Below are 17,859 nucleotides of genomic sequence, written 5' to 3' on the forward strand. Positions count from 1 at the left end.
AGAACTGCCATGAAAAAGACGATCGCAACGGCGTTTTCGCTGGCTCTAGCTTCGACAGCGTACGCTCAGGTCCCCACAATCGACAATGCTAACCTGAAGGTTGCTCAGGAAACATCGAAAACAACGACCGACATCCTCGATACCAACAAGGAGGTTCTCAAGACGGTCGAAGAAACACTTAAAGCCGTAACGGGTGACCGTGGAAGCGTGCAAAGCCCTATGCAGAACCTTGCTATCGGCAATGGCTTCAGTGTCTCCCAGATGCCGTCCTTCGACAGCTTGATGAGCGGTGGCGTACCGAATTTCGGGAACATGGGGGGCGATATCGGCAAAATCGCCTCCACGTTTATCAACGGGCTGCAGTTGGTGAAAAACCTGTCGGGAAAGGCCGATAGCACATTCTCAGGCGACAAGTCCTATGAGGAGGTGATGAACACGGTTCTCGGCGTTGCGGCTTTGGTGACCGGTTCAAACCAGGCGGTACAACAGCGTACCCAATCCTTCCAGCAAGCAGGTCAGCAGATTGGCAAGGCTGAGGATATCAAGGGCTCGATCGATCAGAATACGCAGCTTCAGGTCCAATCCGGGCTGGTGCTAAACGAAATGATCGGCGTCATGAATGGCACAGTCCAGTCGCTCAATGCTCAAAACCAGCAACGTCTTGTCGATATGTCGAACTCGAAGAAGGCGATGACCTACGGTGATTAAGGCATTCGAGATAGCGGGAACGGTGCTTCTAGTCGCGACCTTTACAGCCGGGCTTGCCGGCTGTGGGACGGCCGCGAAAGAGAAAACGGCACCATGCAAACGGCCCGCCAATATGACGTCTTATGCTGAGGATCCACGTCACGACTGTGGTCCAATGACAAGCGTCAATGGCGAACCATCCGCCGCTCTGGCGGCCATCGGCACAATAGCAACTGAATAAGGATGTTGGGCGATGGAGGATTTCCTCGGTGGGCTTTTGGATCGGATCGAACAGACGGGCGCTAGCTTTACGCAAAGCGCCTATGGGGTTGTTGCGAGCGAAGTAACGCCGCTTCTAACCGTGCTTCTGATTGCCTACGTCGCCTATTACGGTCTTCAACTGATCATGGGCACTGCGCGTGTCAGCGTTGGGGAGGTGATCAGCCGCGTAGTCAGAATGACGCTGATCGTTGCTTTCATAAACTCATGGGGTAACTTCAACACGTTCTTCTACGCTTGGCTGAGCGATACACCGGAAGACGTGGGACGGGCAATTCTCGCGGTCAGCAATACAGGTATCACAGAGCCGACAAACGGCCTTTCGATGATCTGGGAAACGGCCAACAAGGCGGCGGGGGCCTTTGCTGAACAGGCCGGTTATTTTTCTGTTCTTCCGGCTATGGTCGGTTTTCTGATCATGTTTGGCGTCGGGGTGTTTATCGCCGTCGCTCTTGCGATCCTTTTGCTTGCGAAGGTCATGATGTGGGTGCTGCTAGGAACCGCCCCCATTTTCATCGCATGTTTGTTGTTTCAATCTACGCGAAGCTACGGAATGGCATGGTTCCAAAGTGTGCTGATGTACGCGATTATTCCGTTGTTCGTTTACGTGGTGGCTGCGTTCTTGATCTCCGCAATGGATCCAGAGTTGACGAAAGTCGCTGCAGCGGCCGATCAACGCAGGCTTCAACTCGATGATGTTGCAGCTTTCCTTCTTTTGTGTGCCGCCGGCGCCTTTGTGCTTTTCAACATACAGACACTTGCTCAGGGGATTACGGGGGGTGTCGCAGCCGGGATCGGCCAAGTGGCGCGAACCGTCGGAGGCCTGACGGGCTTCAGTGCCCCCGCTGCTGCACTCACAGGAGCGCGCAGTGTCTCCGGCGCGGCCGGTCGGATCGGGATGGCTGCCAGGGAACGTACCCATGCGGGAATGCGGGAAAATATTCGAAATGCAAGCGCGGACGCGATGCAGAAAAGCATCAGCAGCAACAGCGTGCCACGTTAAGCGCAGGCTGTTCAGAGGGGTTTAAGGGCTAGACCATGGCAGATTCAAATGAAGCTCTCCGGAGCTATTTTCAAGACGGCGACAAGTGGGAACAGGAGATTGTAAAAAAGGCAAATCGCTCAAGGACATTCGCTTGGTTTATCGCCCTGATAATGAGCGCCATCACCCTTATGTCGCTCGGGACGCTGGTGATGTTGGTTCCGCTCAAGACCTTCGAGCCCTACATCGTCGAGGTCGATAAAAATACAGGTTACATCGAGGTCAAGACAGGGCTCACGCGCTCGGCAAACCTTACTGACCAGCAGGCTGTCACTCAGGCCAATGTTGTCCGGTACATCCGCTCACGCGAGGGCTATGACCCGTTTGCCATCCAGCAAAACTTTGGAATTGCCGCGCTTCTTTCCACGGCCGATGCGGCCAAGGAGCTTCAAGACGAATGGAGCGCCGCTAATCCGAACAACCCGGGCAGGCGTTTGGGCAGAAACAAGAAAATCACAGTTGACGTAAAGTCGGTCACGTTCTCGAACGCTAGCACCGCGCTAGTTCGCTTCTCGACAACAGAGAGTTCTGAGAGTGACAATATCACCCGGCACTACATCTCTGTTGTCAGATTCCGTTACACGGACACACCGGAGCGAAATGATTGGAGGTTTGAGAACCCCCTTGGCTTCCAGGTGTACAACTACCGTCGCGATCAGGAAACGGTTACGCCGGGAGCAGCAGGATGAGAGTCAGACTACTTGTTTCAGCGGCCTTCATGGCCGCAACGATGACTCACGCCTTCGGCGCACAACAGCCTCGTCCTGGCACTTTGGATTCACGCGTTACAAGCGTCGTTTATCAGCCAAACAACGTGGTGAAGGTCTCCGCGACCTACGGCATCTCAACGATGATCATCTTCGATGAAGATGAAAAGTTCGAGACGATCTCTCTTGGCGACACAGACAGTTGGCAGGTCGCGCCGTCTGAAAAAGGGAACATCCTCTTCGTAAAACCTATTGCGAAGGGTGTCGCTACTAACATGAATGTCGTGACATCCAAGCGGATCTATTTCCTCGAATTAAATGACTACGCGCCGACAGACGAACGTAAGGTCTTCGGAATCCGGTTTGTGTACCCCGAGAAGGACTTGAACGCATCTCTGCGGAAAGAGGCGGAGTTTAGAGCCGCGAATCCGAACGTAAGCAATATCGACAAGGCCAATGTAAATATCGATTATTCATTTTCGGGTGATGCCGCTTTGAAGCCGTCTATGGTCTTCGATGACGGGAAAAAGACGTTCTTTAAGTTCAAAGGGCGCGTACCAGCGATTTTTGCGGTTCAGTCCGACTTCTCTGAGACCCTTCGGAATTTCAGAAAAGAGGGCGAATACATCGTCGTTGATGGCACGGCGACGCAATACACGCTGCGAGACGGGAACCAATGGACCTGCATTTTCAATCTACGCAAGCCCGATTTTGCAGCCCCTGACCCTGACATCATGGCTCCAAAACCTGATCCGGACGCAAGCAAGCGCAGAAGGAGCGGCAACTAATGAAGCGCAGTCCCGAACTTGAAGCTATGGCGCAGGCTGACGAAACGGATGTCAGCAACAAGAACGCAAAACGGAACCAGACGGCCGGAATGGCTGCTCTGGTGATTTTTGGCGTTATCGCCGCATACATGGTCCTTGCGACCTCGAAAGATGAGCCGCGAGATAATTCCCAATCAGATGAAGAGTTTCGCACCACGACGTTCCGGCCGCCTGGCTTCGTGCGCGATGGTGAGCCGCAACCTGCCCCGGAACAGCCGGTCGTCGTCTTACCGTCACCTCCGCCGCCTCCGCCGCCACCCGAGCCGCCAGCTGACACGACAACGTTCAACGTGCCGCCACCACCAGTGGCTCCGCCTCCTACCGTGGAAGTACCCAAAGTGGAGGAGTTTCCCGAGCGCTTCAGGTCAAAGCTCATCACTATGGACCAGAATTTGGGAGGCAACGGGAATGGTTCGCTGGACGGGTCGGCCAGCGGCCCGCCGTTGACGGTTGCCGGCGAGGACAAGAATAGCCAATACCTCTCGTCCGCGAGCGCGATAGGAGATCGCAGCGCCAAGGCCAGACAGCTGAAGCGCCTCGACGCTTTAGTGCCAGAAGGCACGCTTATTCCAGGCATTCTGGAAACGGCCATCGTGAGTGATCTTCCCGGGCAGATCCGTGCTATTACATCTCAGGATGTCTACTCGTTCGACGGCCGGCGCGTGATCATCCCTACAGGCACGCGCCTAATTGGCGAATACCAGTCGGAGGTTACGCGTGGACAGAAGCGTATCTTCGTCGTCTGGACACGCCTGATCCGTGACGATGGTGCCAGCGTGAGGCTAAACTCAATCGGAGCGGATAGCCTCGGTCGATCAGGATTGACAGGTCACGTTGATAACAAGTTCCGGGAGCGTTTCGGCGCTTCCATCCTTCTTTCGATCGTTGGTGGCGGCGCAAGCTATCTGACGGGATATGGAAGCGAACAGAGTTCAGGTTCCAACAATGATGATGCGCAGCGTGGGGCGGATCTCGCTCGCGAGACGATCGCACAGACGTTTAGCGACATGGCAAACACCGTGCTTTCGGAAAATCTTCGCATCGCCCCAACGATCAGCGTCCCACAGGGCGAACGCATCTTCATCTTCGTACGCCAAGACCTCGATTTCAGCGACATGTACGACGATCCGGTTACAGAAGCGATGAAGGAGATCAAACGTGAACGCTCCGGCAGGTAACCCACTGGTTCATGATCCCCACTATTTCCTGACCCGTTCGTTGGAGCCCATCAGGCCATTTCTTGATGATCCAAAGGTTGTCGAAATCGCGATCAACAAGCCGGGCCACGTTTACGTGGAACGGTTTGGCGCGGACCATATGGAGCATCATCTTATCGATGTTCTGACCGCGCAAGAGATAGAGAACATCGGAGAACGCGTCGCCGCCTCAACAAAGCAGTTCTTGAACCAGGCCAATCCAATCCTAAGCGCGGCGCTGCCCACTGGTGAGCGCATTCAGGTCGTTTTACCGCCCGCGGCTCCTGACGGAGGATCCATTACCATCCGAAAGCAGGTCGTCCAGAATTTCTCTCTGGAAGATTACAGGGACAACGGATCGCTCGATAAGGTGTCGGTTGCCGTTGGAGGGTTGAGCAATGTCGATCGCGAGCTCATCGGGTATCTGCGCCAAGAAAAGATCTACGACTTCATCCATACTGCGACCACGAAGCGGGTTTCGATCCTTATCAGCGGCGGCACGTCCTCGGGCAAAACGACATTCTTAAATGCCTGCCTCAACTCAGTTGACCTGAACGAGCGCATCTTGACGCTCGAAGACACGCGGGAACTTTTTCCGCCACAGAAAAACACAGTCCACTTGGTTGCTTCCAAAGGTGGGCAAGGTACGTCCAATGTGACAATTCAAAACCTGCTCGAGTCGGCACTGCGCATGCGTCCTGACCGCCTTTTCGTGGGCGAGATCAGAGGCGCTGAAGCTTTCTCTTTCCTGCGTGCCATCAACACCGGTCATCCGGGTAGCATGTCCACAGTTCATGCAGACACCCCTATGGGGGCATATGAGCAACTTGCAATGATGATGCAGCAATCTGGCATGTCGGCGGGCTACTCGAAGCAGGACTTAATGTCCTACATTCAAATGGTGATCCCGATCGTCATCCAGCTCCGCCGCGAAGGAGGCAAGCGCGGCGTTTCGGAGATTTTCTTTGCAAGAGATGAAGCATGACGAAGGGCTTCAAAGCCGTCTACCTAGCGTTTTGCCTCGCGGTTGCCTTTGCGGCCTGGATGCTTGGATATGGCGCTGGCCTTCACCTGTTTTACGGCGACGGCAGGATCCTCGATACAACGATACGAAGCAACCCTTTCGCGCCAATACAACAGTTCTGGGCTTACAGCGATAATCCTACCCTGCAGAAGGTCGCCCTGGGGTCATTGGTGCCTGCCTTCGTGATCGCCGCAATTACTGCCTATCTCGGCCTTAGGCCAGTTACGAGCCCATTAGGGGACGCCGCGTTTCAGGACATCGCGGGTTTGCGGACGGGGAAATGGTTCGGCAAGAAGGGGCATATTTTCGGTCGTTTTGGAGGCAAGGTCCTCCGGGCGCAGGACGATCGCCATCACCTGATCATCGGGCCGACAAGGTCCGGTAAAGGTGCCGGTTACGTCATTCCGAATGCTCTCATGCATGAAGGCTCGATGATCGTTACCGACCTAAAGGGAGAGGTCTTCAAGGCGACGGCCGGCTATCGGAAGAAGAATGGCAGCCAGGTTTTCATTTTTGCACCGGGCTCCGAGCGCACGAACAGCTATAATGCACTCGATTTTGTGCGACCGGAACGGGGCAATCGAACAACCGACATTCAGAACATTGCCAGCATTCTTGTTCCGGAGAACACGGAGTCTGAGAATTCGGTTTGGCAGGCTACCGCGCAGCAGGTCCTCGCCGGCGCGATAAGCTACATTCTCGAAAGCCCCTTCTACCGGGACCGCCGCAATCTGGGCGAAATCAACTCGTTCTTCAACAGCGGCGTAGATCTCCAGGCCTTGATGAAGCACATCAAGGAGAAAGAGCCCTACCTCTCGAAATTCACCGTCGAGAGCTTCAACTCATATCTTTCCCTGTCTGATCGAGCCGCTGCATCAGCGCTTCTGGATATCCAGAAGGCTATGCGACCTTTCAAGAACGAACGGGTTGTTGCCGCAACAAACTTCACGGACATGGACCTTCGCTCCATGAAACGGCGCCCCATTACGATCTATCTCGCTCCGAACATCACCGACATTACGCTTCTCAGGCCCTTACTGACCCTGTTTGTCCAACAGGTCATGGATATTCTCACGCTTGAGCACGATCCAAACTCCCTTCCTGTCTATTTTCTTCTCGATGAATTTCGCCAGCTGAAACGCATGGACGAGATCATGACGAAGCTGCCTTACGTGGCCGGTTACAAGATCAAGCTCGCATTCATTATCCAGGACCTGAAAAACCTAGATGAGATATATGGAGAGACCTCGCGGCACTCACTCTTGGGGAATTGCGGCTACCAGTTGATCCTTGGAGCAAATGATCAGGCGACGGCCGACTATGCGTCACGGGCTCTCGGCAAGAGGACCATTCGCTACTCGTCGGAGTCTCGCACAATCGAAATCATGGGACTCCCACGGCGGACGAAGGTCGAGCAGATTCGCGAGCGGGACCTCATGATGTCCCAGGAAGTCCGGCAAATGCCGGAAAACAGAATGATCCTTTTGGTAGAGGGCCAGCGTCCAATTTTTGCCGAAAAGCTTCGGTTCTTCAACACCCAGCCGTTCAAGGCAGCTGAGGCCTACGCCCAGGCTCACATCCCGAGTGTCCCGGATATCGAGTACCTTCCATCGAAGCCGGTCCCGGCGACGACTGCAGAATATGAGAATGCCGGAAATGTAGCGCCGGTAGCTGAGCCTTCGGCTGCAGTCCAAACGAACATACCGGAAGCCGATCCCGCTCAGAAAGAGCCGGAAAAGCAGATGCCTGCAACGATGGCGCTAGAGCCCGCGGATGTAACAGCGCCGGCAACCACCCCAGCGAAGCGTACCGTCAATCCAGCCGCATTGACCTCGAAAGCCAAAGCCTCGCCCGCAGCCCGACCCAAAACCCCACGGAAGCGCAATAGCTCCGTGTCGGATGACATTGCACGGCGAGAGGAGATTGAAGCGCTGCATTCCCTTGCAGCACAGAAACTTCGCGAACAGGTCGAGAAAAACAGCGTCGGAAAGAACCCGACTAAGCGAAAGAACATCATGGACGTTTTCGCTGCGACCGTTCCAGACCCAGAGACAGCCTGAATTTGAAACGGCCCTAGGAGTTTCGCTCTCAGAGCCGCTACGAATCTACTTGCTCGGGTAGAAGGACTAAAATGGCCAAAAGCCAGCGAGATACTGGCCGATGTCTCCAAGCCAGATCGCGGCCGCGTCATACCATCCGACAACTGTCTGATACGCGAAGCCGATAGCAGCGAGAGCAGCAACGAAGGCGAAGATCGCGACGATCCCTTTTCCTACGGCTTCGTCCGACTTTCTGTTCTCAGTCTGAATGACGTATCGGTTTGTCATGGCCTATCACCGCTCACGATCGTCCCGATCGCGGTCCCTCTGTTCATTTTGCTCCCGCTCAAGTTCTTCAAGACGAGGCACGTGCTGCTGCGCAGGGTCAGTTCGCGTGGTTTCTCCTGCTTTCTGCCCAGCCTCACGCTCCTGTTTTACACGATCTTGTTGCTTGTTTGTAGCCTCGATTGTGTCGGCCAACTCGTGCGCCTCGCGCTCGCTTGGAAGCTGACCCCGCTCCTCTTCCGCATCAAGCTGAAGGTCGCGCTGACGATCGTCAGGAGCATCAGACGTAGAAGCGGTTTTGTTGGTCGTGTTTTCGTCTGTCCGGCCGTCTTCGCGTTCGACTTTTTCGACTTCGCTGCGAAGCTCTGGATCCTCGACAGCGACATCGCGAAGGTAGGCGTTTCCGTCGGCCGCTAGCTCGGCGGCACGCCGCAGGGCTGACCTGAGCCCGGTCTCGTACATTTCAAGGTCTTCTTCAGAAAACTCGCCCGACTGTACCAGCGCGATACCTTCTCTGAAATGCTCGACATCGATCATCGCATCATTGCCAGCCTCAACAACCGCTTCGCCATGCTTGGCAACAGCCTCATCCCACTTCTTGCTGACATCGTCAGCCTCGTTGGCGAGGCGAAACGCGTCATCGCGAACAGCGTCAGTGGCGATGGCTCCACTACGTTCATCCGCTCCCCCACGCTGGTCCGTGGCGTCAGCAAGTGGTTCCCGATCGTCCTCGTTGCCAATCTGTCTATCGCCAACGCGCTCGGTGAGCTCGAGCATTTCACGGCGCAGATCAACAATTTCCCGGGCTGTAGTGGCAACCTCATCGAAACCGGCTCTGTCGTCGGGTCCAGCGCTTCGCTCAAGTCTGAACAGAGCTGTTTCGACAGTCTTTTCGTATGATTCAAACTCCTGGCGTGTCTGCTCGCGCATGTCCTCTGCCTCCAAAAGCATCTTCTGCAATGATATCATATTTGTACGGAAATCGCCGCCGAAATCCGAGTCAACGACTGTTGAATTATTTGCAGAATCCAGCTCTCTGAGCCCTGTCTCAATGACATCACGATGTTCAGCTGCGAAAGCTACAGTCCGCCTATCACCGGAAACCGCAGCTATCTTTTGCCACGTCTCCTGAGCCTTGACGGTATACTGCCGGCTGCGATCACTTGACGCTACGGTGCGTCGGCCCGATCGCTTTGCATCGTAACGAGCCTGAGCGGGCTCACTTGTTCCAACGTGGTCGGTCCTGCCCTCGCGGTTTACGGCCCTGACCTGGTTGCGCGTGTACGCGGGCGCTGAGGCAAACTCCCGTCGATCTGTCATTTCCATATTGACGCCGTGATCGCGCGCCTTCTCGGCCATCACTTCACGCCATTGGCGAAAGGTTGCCGGCGTTGTCTCGATGCGGTCCCCGGCTTCTGATCGCATCGTGACGATAGCATGAGCATGGACATGCGGACGCTTGCCCCCCTCCCCTGGTTGCTTGGTATCGGTTTCAGGGTCGTGCATCGCAAAGACGTACCGATGTCCAGCAAACTGGTCAGCGAGGAAATCTCGAACAGCGCCTTCAAAGGCTCCTGCATCGGTTCCGGCTCGGGCGGACATGATGACATGCATAACATCACGGCTTTTGCGGCTATGAAGCTCTTCGCGCCACTCCTTTTGAACGAGATCTCCGGCCGCTTTACCGTCTGCTATTAAGCGACCGCGATCATCCCGAACCTCTGCACTGTCCGCGATAAGCTCCCGAACCTTCGTGGTGCCGTAATCGACACCGTTTCCATAGCCTCCGAAGGAAAACCTCGCAGCGCCCTGACCTGCGACTGCGCTAGCGTCAAAACTTTGCTGCACGATCCCGGCCGCCTTGGCGTCGGCTGTAAGCCTCTTACCCTGCCCGCTTCGTAGAACGACAAGGCCATCAATCGTCAATGAACCATCAGCGCGCTCCGCAGCGGCATAAGCGTACCGCCGGTCGCCAAAACCACTCGATAGGATATCTCGCACCCGGCCATGCAAATCCTCTCCATCAGCATTGGCCGCGACCTCCACCGAGAAGCTTCCAATATCTCGGCTCTCCGTCCGGTTCTGAAACAGGTGGTTCCAGTCGCCCCGAACACGAGCAAGATCTTCACGGCCTTCAAGTTTCTCACCGTTTTCGTTCTCTACCTTCAACTCACCGCTACGCGAGACGTAGTTGAGCATCGATCCGACGCGTGCACCGCCGCCATAGGAGGCCATTTTCACAACAGCTGGCTGACTACCCTTCGCGACGCTCGTAAGACGCGCCTCCATCGGGCGGCTTGAAGCCGCCGCACTACCAGAAGGCATTGAGATCCGGGGAAACTGCATGCGAGGCATCCGCATAGGCTTCACCGTGGGTCCGCCTCCCCCGCCCTTAACCTCCTTGATCTGATGAACGTACTTGAAGAGATTTTCTTCAGATTGCGCCGCCTTTCCTCCAAGTGACATCTCATGCAAAAGCGTTGCGCGCTTCTGCTCCCATTCACTCGTGAACGCTCCGAAGAAGAACTCCACCCTACGCCTCCCCACGCCGCTGATAGCCAGCACGCCTTGAAAGCGATCGGAGTTCAAGCATTACAGCGGCCTGAATCGACTGAACGTTAGCTAGATTGATATCTAGTTCACTCGGATGAACAGCCTTGCCGCTGTTCAGCGCTCGCGCGACCTGGTTCAAGTTCACACCGATCTTGCGCATATCTTCCAGCAATGCCGCCATAATAAGCCGGTCATCACGCGTCAAAATCGGCCGCACGCCTGCACCCTCAAGCAACAGCGAACGGAAAAACGCGGACACGCTCATATCAGCCGCTTTGGCCGCCTCTTCGATCTTTCCATGTTCGGCATCCGTCAAGCGCACGTTTACGAGCCGGTCTTTACGGGCCTTAGTCGCAGACGTCACCAAACTGTTTTCACTCATCAGCCGAAGGCCTTTCCAGCGCAACGCGAAGGCATCGAGGGCCAGTCCCTCGATAGAAACGACCAAAATGTAAAACATTTTTGCGTATCCTGCCACTCATAATATGAAACGACCTGCAACGACCTATAACCCCTCCATCCCATTGCGTCCCACTAATACCGACGCTTACGCATCGGCTTCAAAGCATTGAAACGCTCACCAGGGTTCACCGCCAAAACCGCTAAGAAGCCCTTGGTATGGCAGCGGTACTCACCCGCAAGGGACGCTCCGCTCTACGCTCTTGCGGCTTCCGTTCGCCTACCAAAGTCGGCCTTCACGCGGCTCCGGGGTTCACCACTCGAATAGATCACACGAGGAAACCACACGGTAGGCCGTGTGGTTTTTAGATGTAGATTTTACCTTCTGTCCCTCAACATGGCGGCAAAGCACGTTGAGTACACTTCACCCGGACATATCATGTTGTCGTTTAGTCGTTTCGATCTTAACCGGCGAGTTGACCACCCGTGTGAACCCTACATAAGTTATCGTCGTGCGGGCGTGCCGCGACATGGTTCCGGTCGCCCTACGGCGTTTTTGTACCGTTGGTAAGATGTCAACGACCACGAGATGCTCAGTGTGGGCCTGCCGTTTGGAAGAACCGAAACGATGAGGCCACACGGATGCCCTGGAGGCCATCAAGAGGTCGGACAAAATTTTTGGGAGAAGCAACTATGACAATTTGCATGTCCGCAGTAAGCGGGAAAGGTGGTGCAGGAAAGACGACTGCTGTCATCCTTCTCGCAGGAGAGTTTGCTCTCGAAGGCAAAAGCGTGCTGCTCATCGATGCGGATGGTCGCCAAAACCTCTCGACTTGGTTCCAACGCTCAATTGAGAAAAACTACCAGCCAGACGGCATAGCGCTTGTGACTGCAGCCCAAGGTTCTGGTATTAGGCAAGTCCTCGAACAAGACGCTGCAGATTATGACGTTGTGATCATGGATTCTCCCGGCCAGGATACCGTTACCAGAGACACGATCATTGCTGGTTCCCAACTGGTAATAACGCCGATCCAACCAGCGCAGGACGAGATCGTGGCTGCTGGCCAAGCAGCCAGCGATGTTGCCGACATGAGTGATCAGATAGGACGGCAGATCCCACACCTCATATACAGGACACGGATAAGCATGCCGAACCGCGCACTTGAAGAGTATCGTTTAATTCGTCCATTTGTCGCCAACCTTCAAGAGGGCGGCTATAATTCACACCTGCTCGAAACCGAACTTGTTGAACGGAACCCCTATCGAGAGATTCGAACCGGCTATGGAACGCTCCAAATGCTTGAGCTAACCGATCCCGTGAAAAAGGCCCGTGCAGAAGCTCTAGCATTCAAGCACGAAGTTGAAAGCTACCTCCAGACGACCGCAAGGGGTTAATGCTATGGTTAAACGCGACACCAGTGTGACAGATTTTGCGGTTGCGCCTCGCAAACCGCGTCAGGAGCCACAAGTCGGCCAGTCTGTGCCTTCCAAGTCAGCTCCGGCCACTCCTGAAGTCGTGGTCACCGACAAGGCAGCCAACATGCAGCCGACGGACATAGATGCGAGTGCTACCAATCCTCAAGCCGACTTCGGCCCGAACCAACAAAGCGGGAATCTGATTTCTGCCAACGAGGATGTTCGGCGGGAGCGAACCACAACACGAGCTCTTCGCCAAGAAGCGTCGAGACTGCGCTTACAGGACCTGAAACAGACGAAGGCGAGAGAAAGCAAGCACTTCGTAAACTGCCCTCTCGACTTCGACACCAAGCAACGGCTCGCTCGAGCCGCGGTTGAGAACGAAATTAAAATGACGGTCATCATCAAGACGGCCATAGACCAATACTTGCGGGACAACGGGTATTGATCCTGGACCCCAAATTCCTTCTTGGCGTTGCGTTAGGTGGATTGCTCGGAGTTGTCCTCGCGCCGCAGGCGGTATTGGTCGGAATAGATCTTCCCGCCCTGAAACATTCCTTTCTGGCGCAAACAGTGAGTGGGACGGATGTAACCGATAAGGGCGACTGGCCGACTGACCAGGCAGCCAAGGAGCAACTGTTTATCTTATCCAAATGGGATATAGAAAACTACGGCCCCAAATCGTCAGTTCACGTCGATCGCTGCATTAGTTTAGCTCGAAACGCCATCGCATGTGAGTTGACTGCGAAACTCGGTTGGATCAAAGAAGATACCCGCTTGGAAGGGGTCTTTGAGCGGAAAGATGATATTTGGGCTCTAGTTTCTCTTAGAACCAAATAGCTGGATATTCTTGAAAATACACTATATCGCGCTGGTCGAAGCGGTAAGTACACCAAAACTGAGTTCGCCAAGTTGGCTAAGTTTGCAACTTGCCGCCGATTGTACACCTTACCCCCAAATTGGTAGAAAGACCGTTTGGTGATTCATAGGAACAGACTGGTGCCAAGTTGGTTCAGCTTGGTACATAATACCGCTTGAAAAGCGGATTGAGGCTGAGGGTGATGTCGGAAACGCGAGACCTAATCAAATACAAGAGTTCGAAGGGCCTCGTTGAGACCACTGATGAAGAAGTAGACCGGCCGCTTTACCGCCGCCCAGGCTTCGAAGGTATCGTGAGTTTCAAGGAAATGGACGAGAAACTTGCCGCGTTTCTGCGCAAGGCTCGCGAAGACGAAAAGCTCACCAGAGAAGAATTTGCTTCGATGGTCGGGCTCTCGACAGCAGTGTACGGTCGCTATGAGCGCGCGTTTTCGAGGATGACAGTCACGCGGATGATCCATTTATGTGAACTTCTTGGCTTCCAGCCGATCGACATCCTTTTTGCAGCTGCACCTCATCTTTACGGACGTACGCCGGAAGAAGCGAAAGATCACCTGGAGCTCTCGCACCTTACACGGAGCCTACCGCACGAAGCCGTGAGAAATCTTATCGGAATTATCGCGCGCATGACACCTGAAGAGCGCCCGGAGAGAGACAAGAAGTAAGGCGGCTAGCGGGGCCTTCCTCGGCTGATGGCATCGGCCACCCAACGCCAGGCGAAGCCATACGTCTTGCAAGACAGCTTCCTAGCCGGCGTTGCGTGAGATGGAGACAGCGCCGAACATCACCATCTCATCCCGCCTGTCGATCATTCTCAGTATTGGCGCGCATCAAGGCCATCAGCATCGGACCTAGCGAAAACTCACCCTTCTCGGCCCGTTGCGTCAGATCACGCAGGTAACCGCCTGCAGAGTTGATCTGGCCCCCCCGCTCCAGAATGCAGGCCATGACAGCGGCCGCATTCTCGGGTCCAAGGGTTTCGCAGGCGGTCTGATAGGCGCTCGGGCTAACGCCGAGCATCGAACGAACGACAACAGCGGCTGACATCAGCTCTCGCCAAGTTGCGATCTGGCCGCCCGGCCCGTAATCGCTTATCTGCGGGCAAGCCCTCAAAACCATACCAAGTGGGAACGCCTTTATCGGCTCCCTCTTCGGTCGACTGATTTCACTCGGCTTCGCGCCCTGCTCGTTTTCAGAGCTAGGTTCAAGTTCAATGATGGATTCGGGTTTTGAATTCTGTATGTGGCGCTCTGTCTGAGCACCATTGGTGCTTATATCTTCTGAATTACCCATCAAATCCAGCCGGTTGACGACTTCTTCGTAAAGAAGCTGCATCTCGTCGAGGATTTTTGCCAGGTCGGACGCTGACGGGGTGCGGGGAATCCGTCGGACGATGTCGAGGTAGACAGCCTCTATCGCTTCCCAGTCGCCATCAGCCCCCTCCTCGATCGCGGCGCTGATAACCTTTCGAACGTCCCGCCGGCATAGTGTAAGGCTCTCCTTGGCCTTGAGGAATTCGCGGCGATCGGTCGCCACCTGTTGAGCCGCCAACCCGAACTCCTCGGATCGAGCCAAAAGCGGAGAAAGATCAAATCCGAATGCGCGTTCGATCTCCCCTGCCCCATCTTTTCGAGCGTATCGTTTGCCATTGGGGCTATCCTTGCGGACAATCATCCCTGCATCGACAAGGATCGCTAAATGCCGCCGAAGGGTTGCTCCGGACATTCCGTTGGCGCGTACCATCAACTGAGCGTTGGAGGGAAATACCACCAGCTGCGCGTTCTGGCGCAATTCCTTTTCCGGATAGAACGTCAGCAGCGCATCAAGCACCGCTATCGAATAAGGAGGCAGCTTGAAGAGCTCGCGCGCTTCTTTGACGTCTCGAAAGATCATCCATTTATCAGCGCTCTTACCCGGCTTGATCTCGGAGACAGCGATTTGCCGTTTCACCAGAGCAAGCGTCATCGGTCGCCGCCCAAAGGGCGTCGTTACACTTCCTGTTTGCATCTCTTCAGCCCTCACAAAGGCAAAAGAAATCCGCTCGCCAAAACAGCGCCAAAGACTATTGACTGGGATTCGGGGAAATGCGATTCTCTAGTTGCGACACATATGAGAAGGGCTTCCACGACGGCGACGTTTGGGGGCCTTTTTCTTTTGCGGTTTTGATCTCCTAGTTGCGATCGGATTGTCAGCTGACAATCGAACTAATGGTTTGTTTCAGAAGCGTTTTCTTTTTCGAACTGTTCAACGAGATCGCTCATACGAGCGTCTAGGAATTTTGAAAATTCTTCTGATGTAACTGTGATCTTGGCGCCCCTGGTGGTTCGCTCTATCGATGCAAGCACGATACCCTTGCGCGTGCGAATCTTACCCGCGGTGCTCTTCTGCGGCAATTTTGCATCCTGAGCCTGACTCCACAGACGTGCGAAACGTTCATTCGTATCGATCGTTCTGAAATGAGGGTCCGCGATGGAATCCGCTACCCGTGCCGCCGCCGCTTTGTCTTTCAACAGTTCGGCAAAGGCCAGCCAGCGTGGCCGACCGATTCTAGAAGCGGGCCCAACAGCCATAATGATTTCCGTTGGAATGACGTCGGCCACTTGTAAGAGCCGCGAGGTTTCAGGCTTATCGACAGACAACGCTTGAGATATGCGGTCGCGATCAAAGCCGTGCTCTTCGAGCCGCCTCGCAAAAAGAGCGCGCTCGATGAAACTGAGATCAACGCGCGGCCCGTTTTCCTGGCCTTGCGCGACGATAAGTTCCTCGTCGGTCAGTTGGCGTACGATGGCTTTGACTGAGCGTTCCAGAATGATGGCCGCGCGCAATCGGCGGTGCCCGTAGGCCGCTTGGTAGTGGTTTTCCCTCGTAGGATGTGGCCGCACCAAGATCGGGACTTGCTGCCCGCTCTCGCGCATAGAGGAAATAAGATCCTCAAGGGCTGCATCGTGGTCCGTCGGAATGCGATCCTGAATGAAGGATGCGTCAATATGCGTCGGCGTCAACTCGACGACCTTGTCACCGGCTGCAAGCGCCAAACGTAGCTCTTTGGCCGCAGCGGCTTCATCACCGAGCCGACCAAGTGACAAGTTCATGGCTCGCACCGCGCCAGCTGGCTTGTGCTGTGGCTGAGTGGATGCCTTAGGTGGCCGTTCGCTACCCGCTGAACTGACCATATTTTTTAGAATGTCACGGCCCTTCATGCACGCCCCCATGAACTCTTGAGAAGTGCCTCAACTTCGAGGTTCACCCCATCCATTGATTCAACAGCGCGATCATAGGTCTGTCGATTCATCGATTCCCGTGCGGCCTCGTAGATCGTTTGCTTTGAGAGCCCGGCGTCAGAAATAGCCGTAGACTTCACCATCATCGAGGTCAGAACACGATCTCCGAACAAGCTTCGTAGAAAAGCAACGATCTGCGCTTGTGGGCCATCGTTCGGCTCGTACCGCGTGACCAGATAGCGCATCCAATCATATTCCAGATTGCCACCAGCGTCCTTGACCACAGAAAGAAGGTCCGATGTCATTGCCAAGAACTGGTTCATGGAAGCCACGTCCAGCATCTGGGGATGGACAGTGATTAACACTGCCGTCGCAGCGCATAGCGCAGAAAGCGTCAGGAACCCCAAGGTCGGTGGGCAGTCGATGACGACGACGTCGTATCTGTCAGAGAGGTCAGCGAGCGCGTTGCCGACGCGCATGAAAAACATGTCGGTTTCGGATCCGTTTCTTTCTGCGAGCGCTCGCGGCGTATCGTGCTCGAATTCATGGAGCTCAAGATTACCCGGGATTATATCCAAGCCCGGAAAATAGGTTTCTCGAACCACCTCCCCTACCGGGCGACGTAGATCATCGTATCGGATAGCCCCGAACAGTGTCTCGTTTTCGCCGACATCAAACTCCGGCTGATAGCCCAGCATTGCGGACATCGAAGCTTGCGGGTCGAGATCGACAGCGAGGACGCGGTAGCCGCGCAGAGCCAGATACTGAGCGAGATGCGTGGAGGTCGTTGTCTTACCCGATCCGCCTTTGAAATTGGTCACTGCGATAACCTGCAGATGTTCGTTTTCCCGGCGTCCAGACAAATAGGCTGGTTTGGTTTTACCCAGAATCTGGCGGATCGTGTTGATTTCGGTCAAGGAGAAGGTCCGTCGGCCGCCCGACGTCTTCTCGGAGGTAACAGAATCTTCCTGAGCCGCCAGATGGCGCACGTAGCTGTCCGTTACTCCGAGCAGTTTTGCGGCTTCCGTGCTACTAAAGCGGCGAAGTGCCTTTTGCGCATCAGGTGAAAACAGCCGAGCGGAAAGTTCCTGAAGATTGCTGCTGAGCTTCGCGGCATCATCGGCTATAGTCTTATCAATCGAGACGCGCTCGATTTTGTCGACTTTATTGCTTTTTGCGCTCTTATTCGCCATTCACGGTAAACCTGACAATTCTCTTCAATTTGCGCAAATGATCTCATAGACGGCATAACCGTCAAGCTGTTTTTGGTTAACCGAAATTAACCATTTGCGTCCTATTAATTTC

General features: G+C 54.8%; 18 protein-coding genes. 12 read left to right on the plus strand and 6 right to left on the minus strand.

Annotated features, from left to right (window positions below; genetic code table 11):
* Positions 1–9 precede the first annotated feature (9 nt).
* The 8 genes from ACQY1L_RS24805 to ACQY1L_RS24840 are packed head-to-tail and all read left to right on the plus strand — an operon-like array spanning position 10 to position 7,822.
* The gene (locus ACQY1L_RS24805) at positions 10–708 is read left to right on the plus strand and encodes a type IV secretion system protein (RefSeq protein WP_012653020.1); all 699 of its coding nucleotides are present in this window, start codon (positions 10–12) and stop codon (positions 706–708) included.
* A complete protein-coding gene (locus ACQY1L_RS24810) occupies positions 701–928 on the plus strand; it encodes a hypothetical protein (RefSeq protein ID WP_012653019.1) in 228 nt (75 codons plus the stop codon). Before ACQY1L_RS24805 ends, ACQY1L_RS24810 begins: the two co-directional genes overlap by 8 nt.
* Before the next feature lie 12 nt (positions 929–940).
* A complete protein-coding gene (locus tag ACQY1L_RS24815; protein ID WP_045232527.1) occupies positions 941–1,969 on the plus strand; it encodes a type IV secretion system protein in 1,029 nt (342 codons plus the stop codon).
* Between the two features lie 35 nt (positions 1,970–2,004).
* Entirely contained in the window at positions 2,005–2,697 is a 693-nt protein-coding gene (locus tag ACQY1L_RS24820; RefSeq protein WP_012653017.1) for a virB8 family protein, read from the plus strand.
* Complete coding sequence (locus tag ACQY1L_RS24825) at positions 2,694–3,503, plus strand: TrbG/VirB9 family P-type conjugative transfer protein (RefSeq protein ID WP_153516974.1); 810 nt, start codon at positions 2,694–2,696, stop codon at positions 3,501–3,503. The genes ACQY1L_RS24820 and ACQY1L_RS24825 overlap by 4 nt, the downstream gene beginning before the upstream one ends.
* Positions 3,503–4,720 carry a type IV secretion system protein VirB10 gene (gene virB10 / locus ACQY1L_RS24830; protein ID WP_430262162.1) on the plus strand — a complete coding sequence of 406 codons (1,218 nt, stop codon included), beginning with the start codon at positions 3,503–3,505 and terminating at the stop codon, positions 4,718–4,720. Before ACQY1L_RS24825 ends, virB10 begins: the two co-directional genes overlap by 1 nt.
* On the plus strand, positions 4,701–5,723 hold the full coding sequence (gene virB11 / locus ACQY1L_RS24835; RefSeq protein ID WP_371419005.1) for a P-type DNA transfer ATPase VirB11: 1,023 nt from the start codon (positions 4,701–4,703) through the stop codon (positions 5,721–5,723). The genes virB10 and virB11 overlap by 20 nt, the downstream gene beginning before the upstream one ends.
* A complete protein-coding gene (locus ACQY1L_RS24840) occupies positions 5,720–7,822 on the plus strand; it encodes a type IV secretory system conjugative DNA transfer family protein (protein WP_430246447.1) in 2,103 nt (700 codons plus the stop codon). The genes virB11 and ACQY1L_RS24840 overlap by 4 nt, the downstream gene beginning before the upstream one ends.
* A 66-nt stretch (positions 7,823–7,888) precedes the next feature.
* Here ACQY1L_RS24840 and ACQY1L_RS24845 read toward each other — a convergent pair whose 3' ends face one another.
* Genes ACQY1L_RS24845 through ACQY1L_RS24855 form a run of 3 tightly spaced genes read right to left on the minus strand, consistent with a single transcriptional unit; the run spans position 7,889 to position 11,021 of the window.
* On the minus strand, positions 7,889–8,089 hold the full coding sequence (locus ACQY1L_RS24845; protein ID WP_045232523.1) for a hypothetical protein: 201 nt from the start codon (positions 8,087–8,089) through the stop codon (positions 7,889–7,891).
* Positions 8,090–8,095: 6 nt separating this feature from the next.
* Positions 8,096–10,618: a relaxase/mobilization nuclease domain-containing protein gene (locus ACQY1L_RS24850; RefSeq protein ID WP_430262164.1), complete on the minus strand. Its 2,523-nt coding sequence runs from the start codon at positions 10,616–10,618 to the stop codon at positions 8,096–8,098.
* A 1-nt stretch (position 10,619) separates the two neighbouring features.
* Entirely contained in the window at positions 10,620–11,021 is a 402-nt protein-coding gene (locus tag ACQY1L_RS24855; protein ID WP_153516987.1) for a plasmid mobilization protein, read from the minus strand.
* Between the two features lie 722 nt (positions 11,022–11,743).
* On the opposite strand from ACQY1L_RS24855, the gene ACQY1L_RS24860 reads away from it, so the two are divergent.
* The 4 genes from ACQY1L_RS24860 (at position 11,744) to ACQY1L_RS24875 (ending at position 13,998) form a co-directional block, all read left to right on the plus strand.
* On the plus strand, positions 11,744–12,433 hold the full coding sequence (locus tag ACQY1L_RS24860) for a ParA family protein (RefSeq protein WP_371419002.1): 690 nt from the start codon (positions 11,744–11,746) through the stop codon (positions 12,431–12,433).
* Positions 12,434–12,437: 4 nt separating this feature from the next.
* Entirely contained in the window at positions 12,438–12,902 is a 465-nt protein-coding gene (locus ACQY1L_RS24865) for a hypothetical protein (RefSeq protein WP_153516970.1), read from the plus strand.
* The gene (locus tag ACQY1L_RS24870; protein ID WP_430246442.1) at positions 12,899–13,294 is read left to right on the plus strand and encodes a hypothetical protein; all 396 of its coding nucleotides are present in this window, start codon (positions 12,899–12,901) and stop codon (positions 13,292–13,294) included. Before ACQY1L_RS24865 ends, ACQY1L_RS24870 begins: the two co-directional genes overlap by 4 nt.
* A 221-nt stretch (positions 13,295–13,515) precedes the next feature.
* Positions 13,516–13,998, plus strand: coding sequence for a helix-turn-helix transcriptional regulator (locus ACQY1L_RS24875; RefSeq protein WP_153516968.1), 483 nt, complete (start codon positions 13,516–13,518; stop codon positions 13,996–13,998).
* Positions 13,999–14,125: 127 nt separating this feature from the next.
* Here ACQY1L_RS24875 and repC read toward each other — a convergent pair whose 3' ends face one another.
* From repC to repA, 3 genes are all read right to left on the minus strand, one after another.
* Entirely contained in the window at positions 14,126–15,340 is a 1,215-nt protein-coding gene (gene repC, locus ACQY1L_RS24880; protein ID WP_430262166.1) for a plasmid replication protein RepC, read from the minus strand.
* Positions 15,341–15,537: 197 nt separating this feature from the next.
* Positions 15,538–16,533: a plasmid partitioning protein RepB gene (repB, locus tag ACQY1L_RS24885; RefSeq protein WP_153516966.1), complete on the minus strand. Its 996-nt coding sequence runs from the start codon at positions 16,531–16,533 to the stop codon at positions 15,538–15,540.
* Positions 16,530–17,747 carry a plasmid partitioning protein RepA gene (gene repA, locus ACQY1L_RS24890; RefSeq protein WP_153516965.1) on the minus strand — a complete coding sequence of 406 codons (1,218 nt, stop codon included), beginning with the start codon at positions 17,745–17,747 and terminating at the stop codon, positions 16,530–16,532. Before repA ends, repB begins: the two co-directional genes overlap by 4 nt.
* Between the last annotated feature and the right edge of the window lie 112 nt (positions 17,748–17,859).

Source organism: Neorhizobium sp. DAR64862/K0K3, from assembly GCF_050500185.1.
Classification (GTDB): domain Bacteria; phylum Pseudomonadota; class Alphaproteobacteria; order Rhizobiales; family Rhizobiaceae; genus Neorhizobium; species Neorhizobium soli.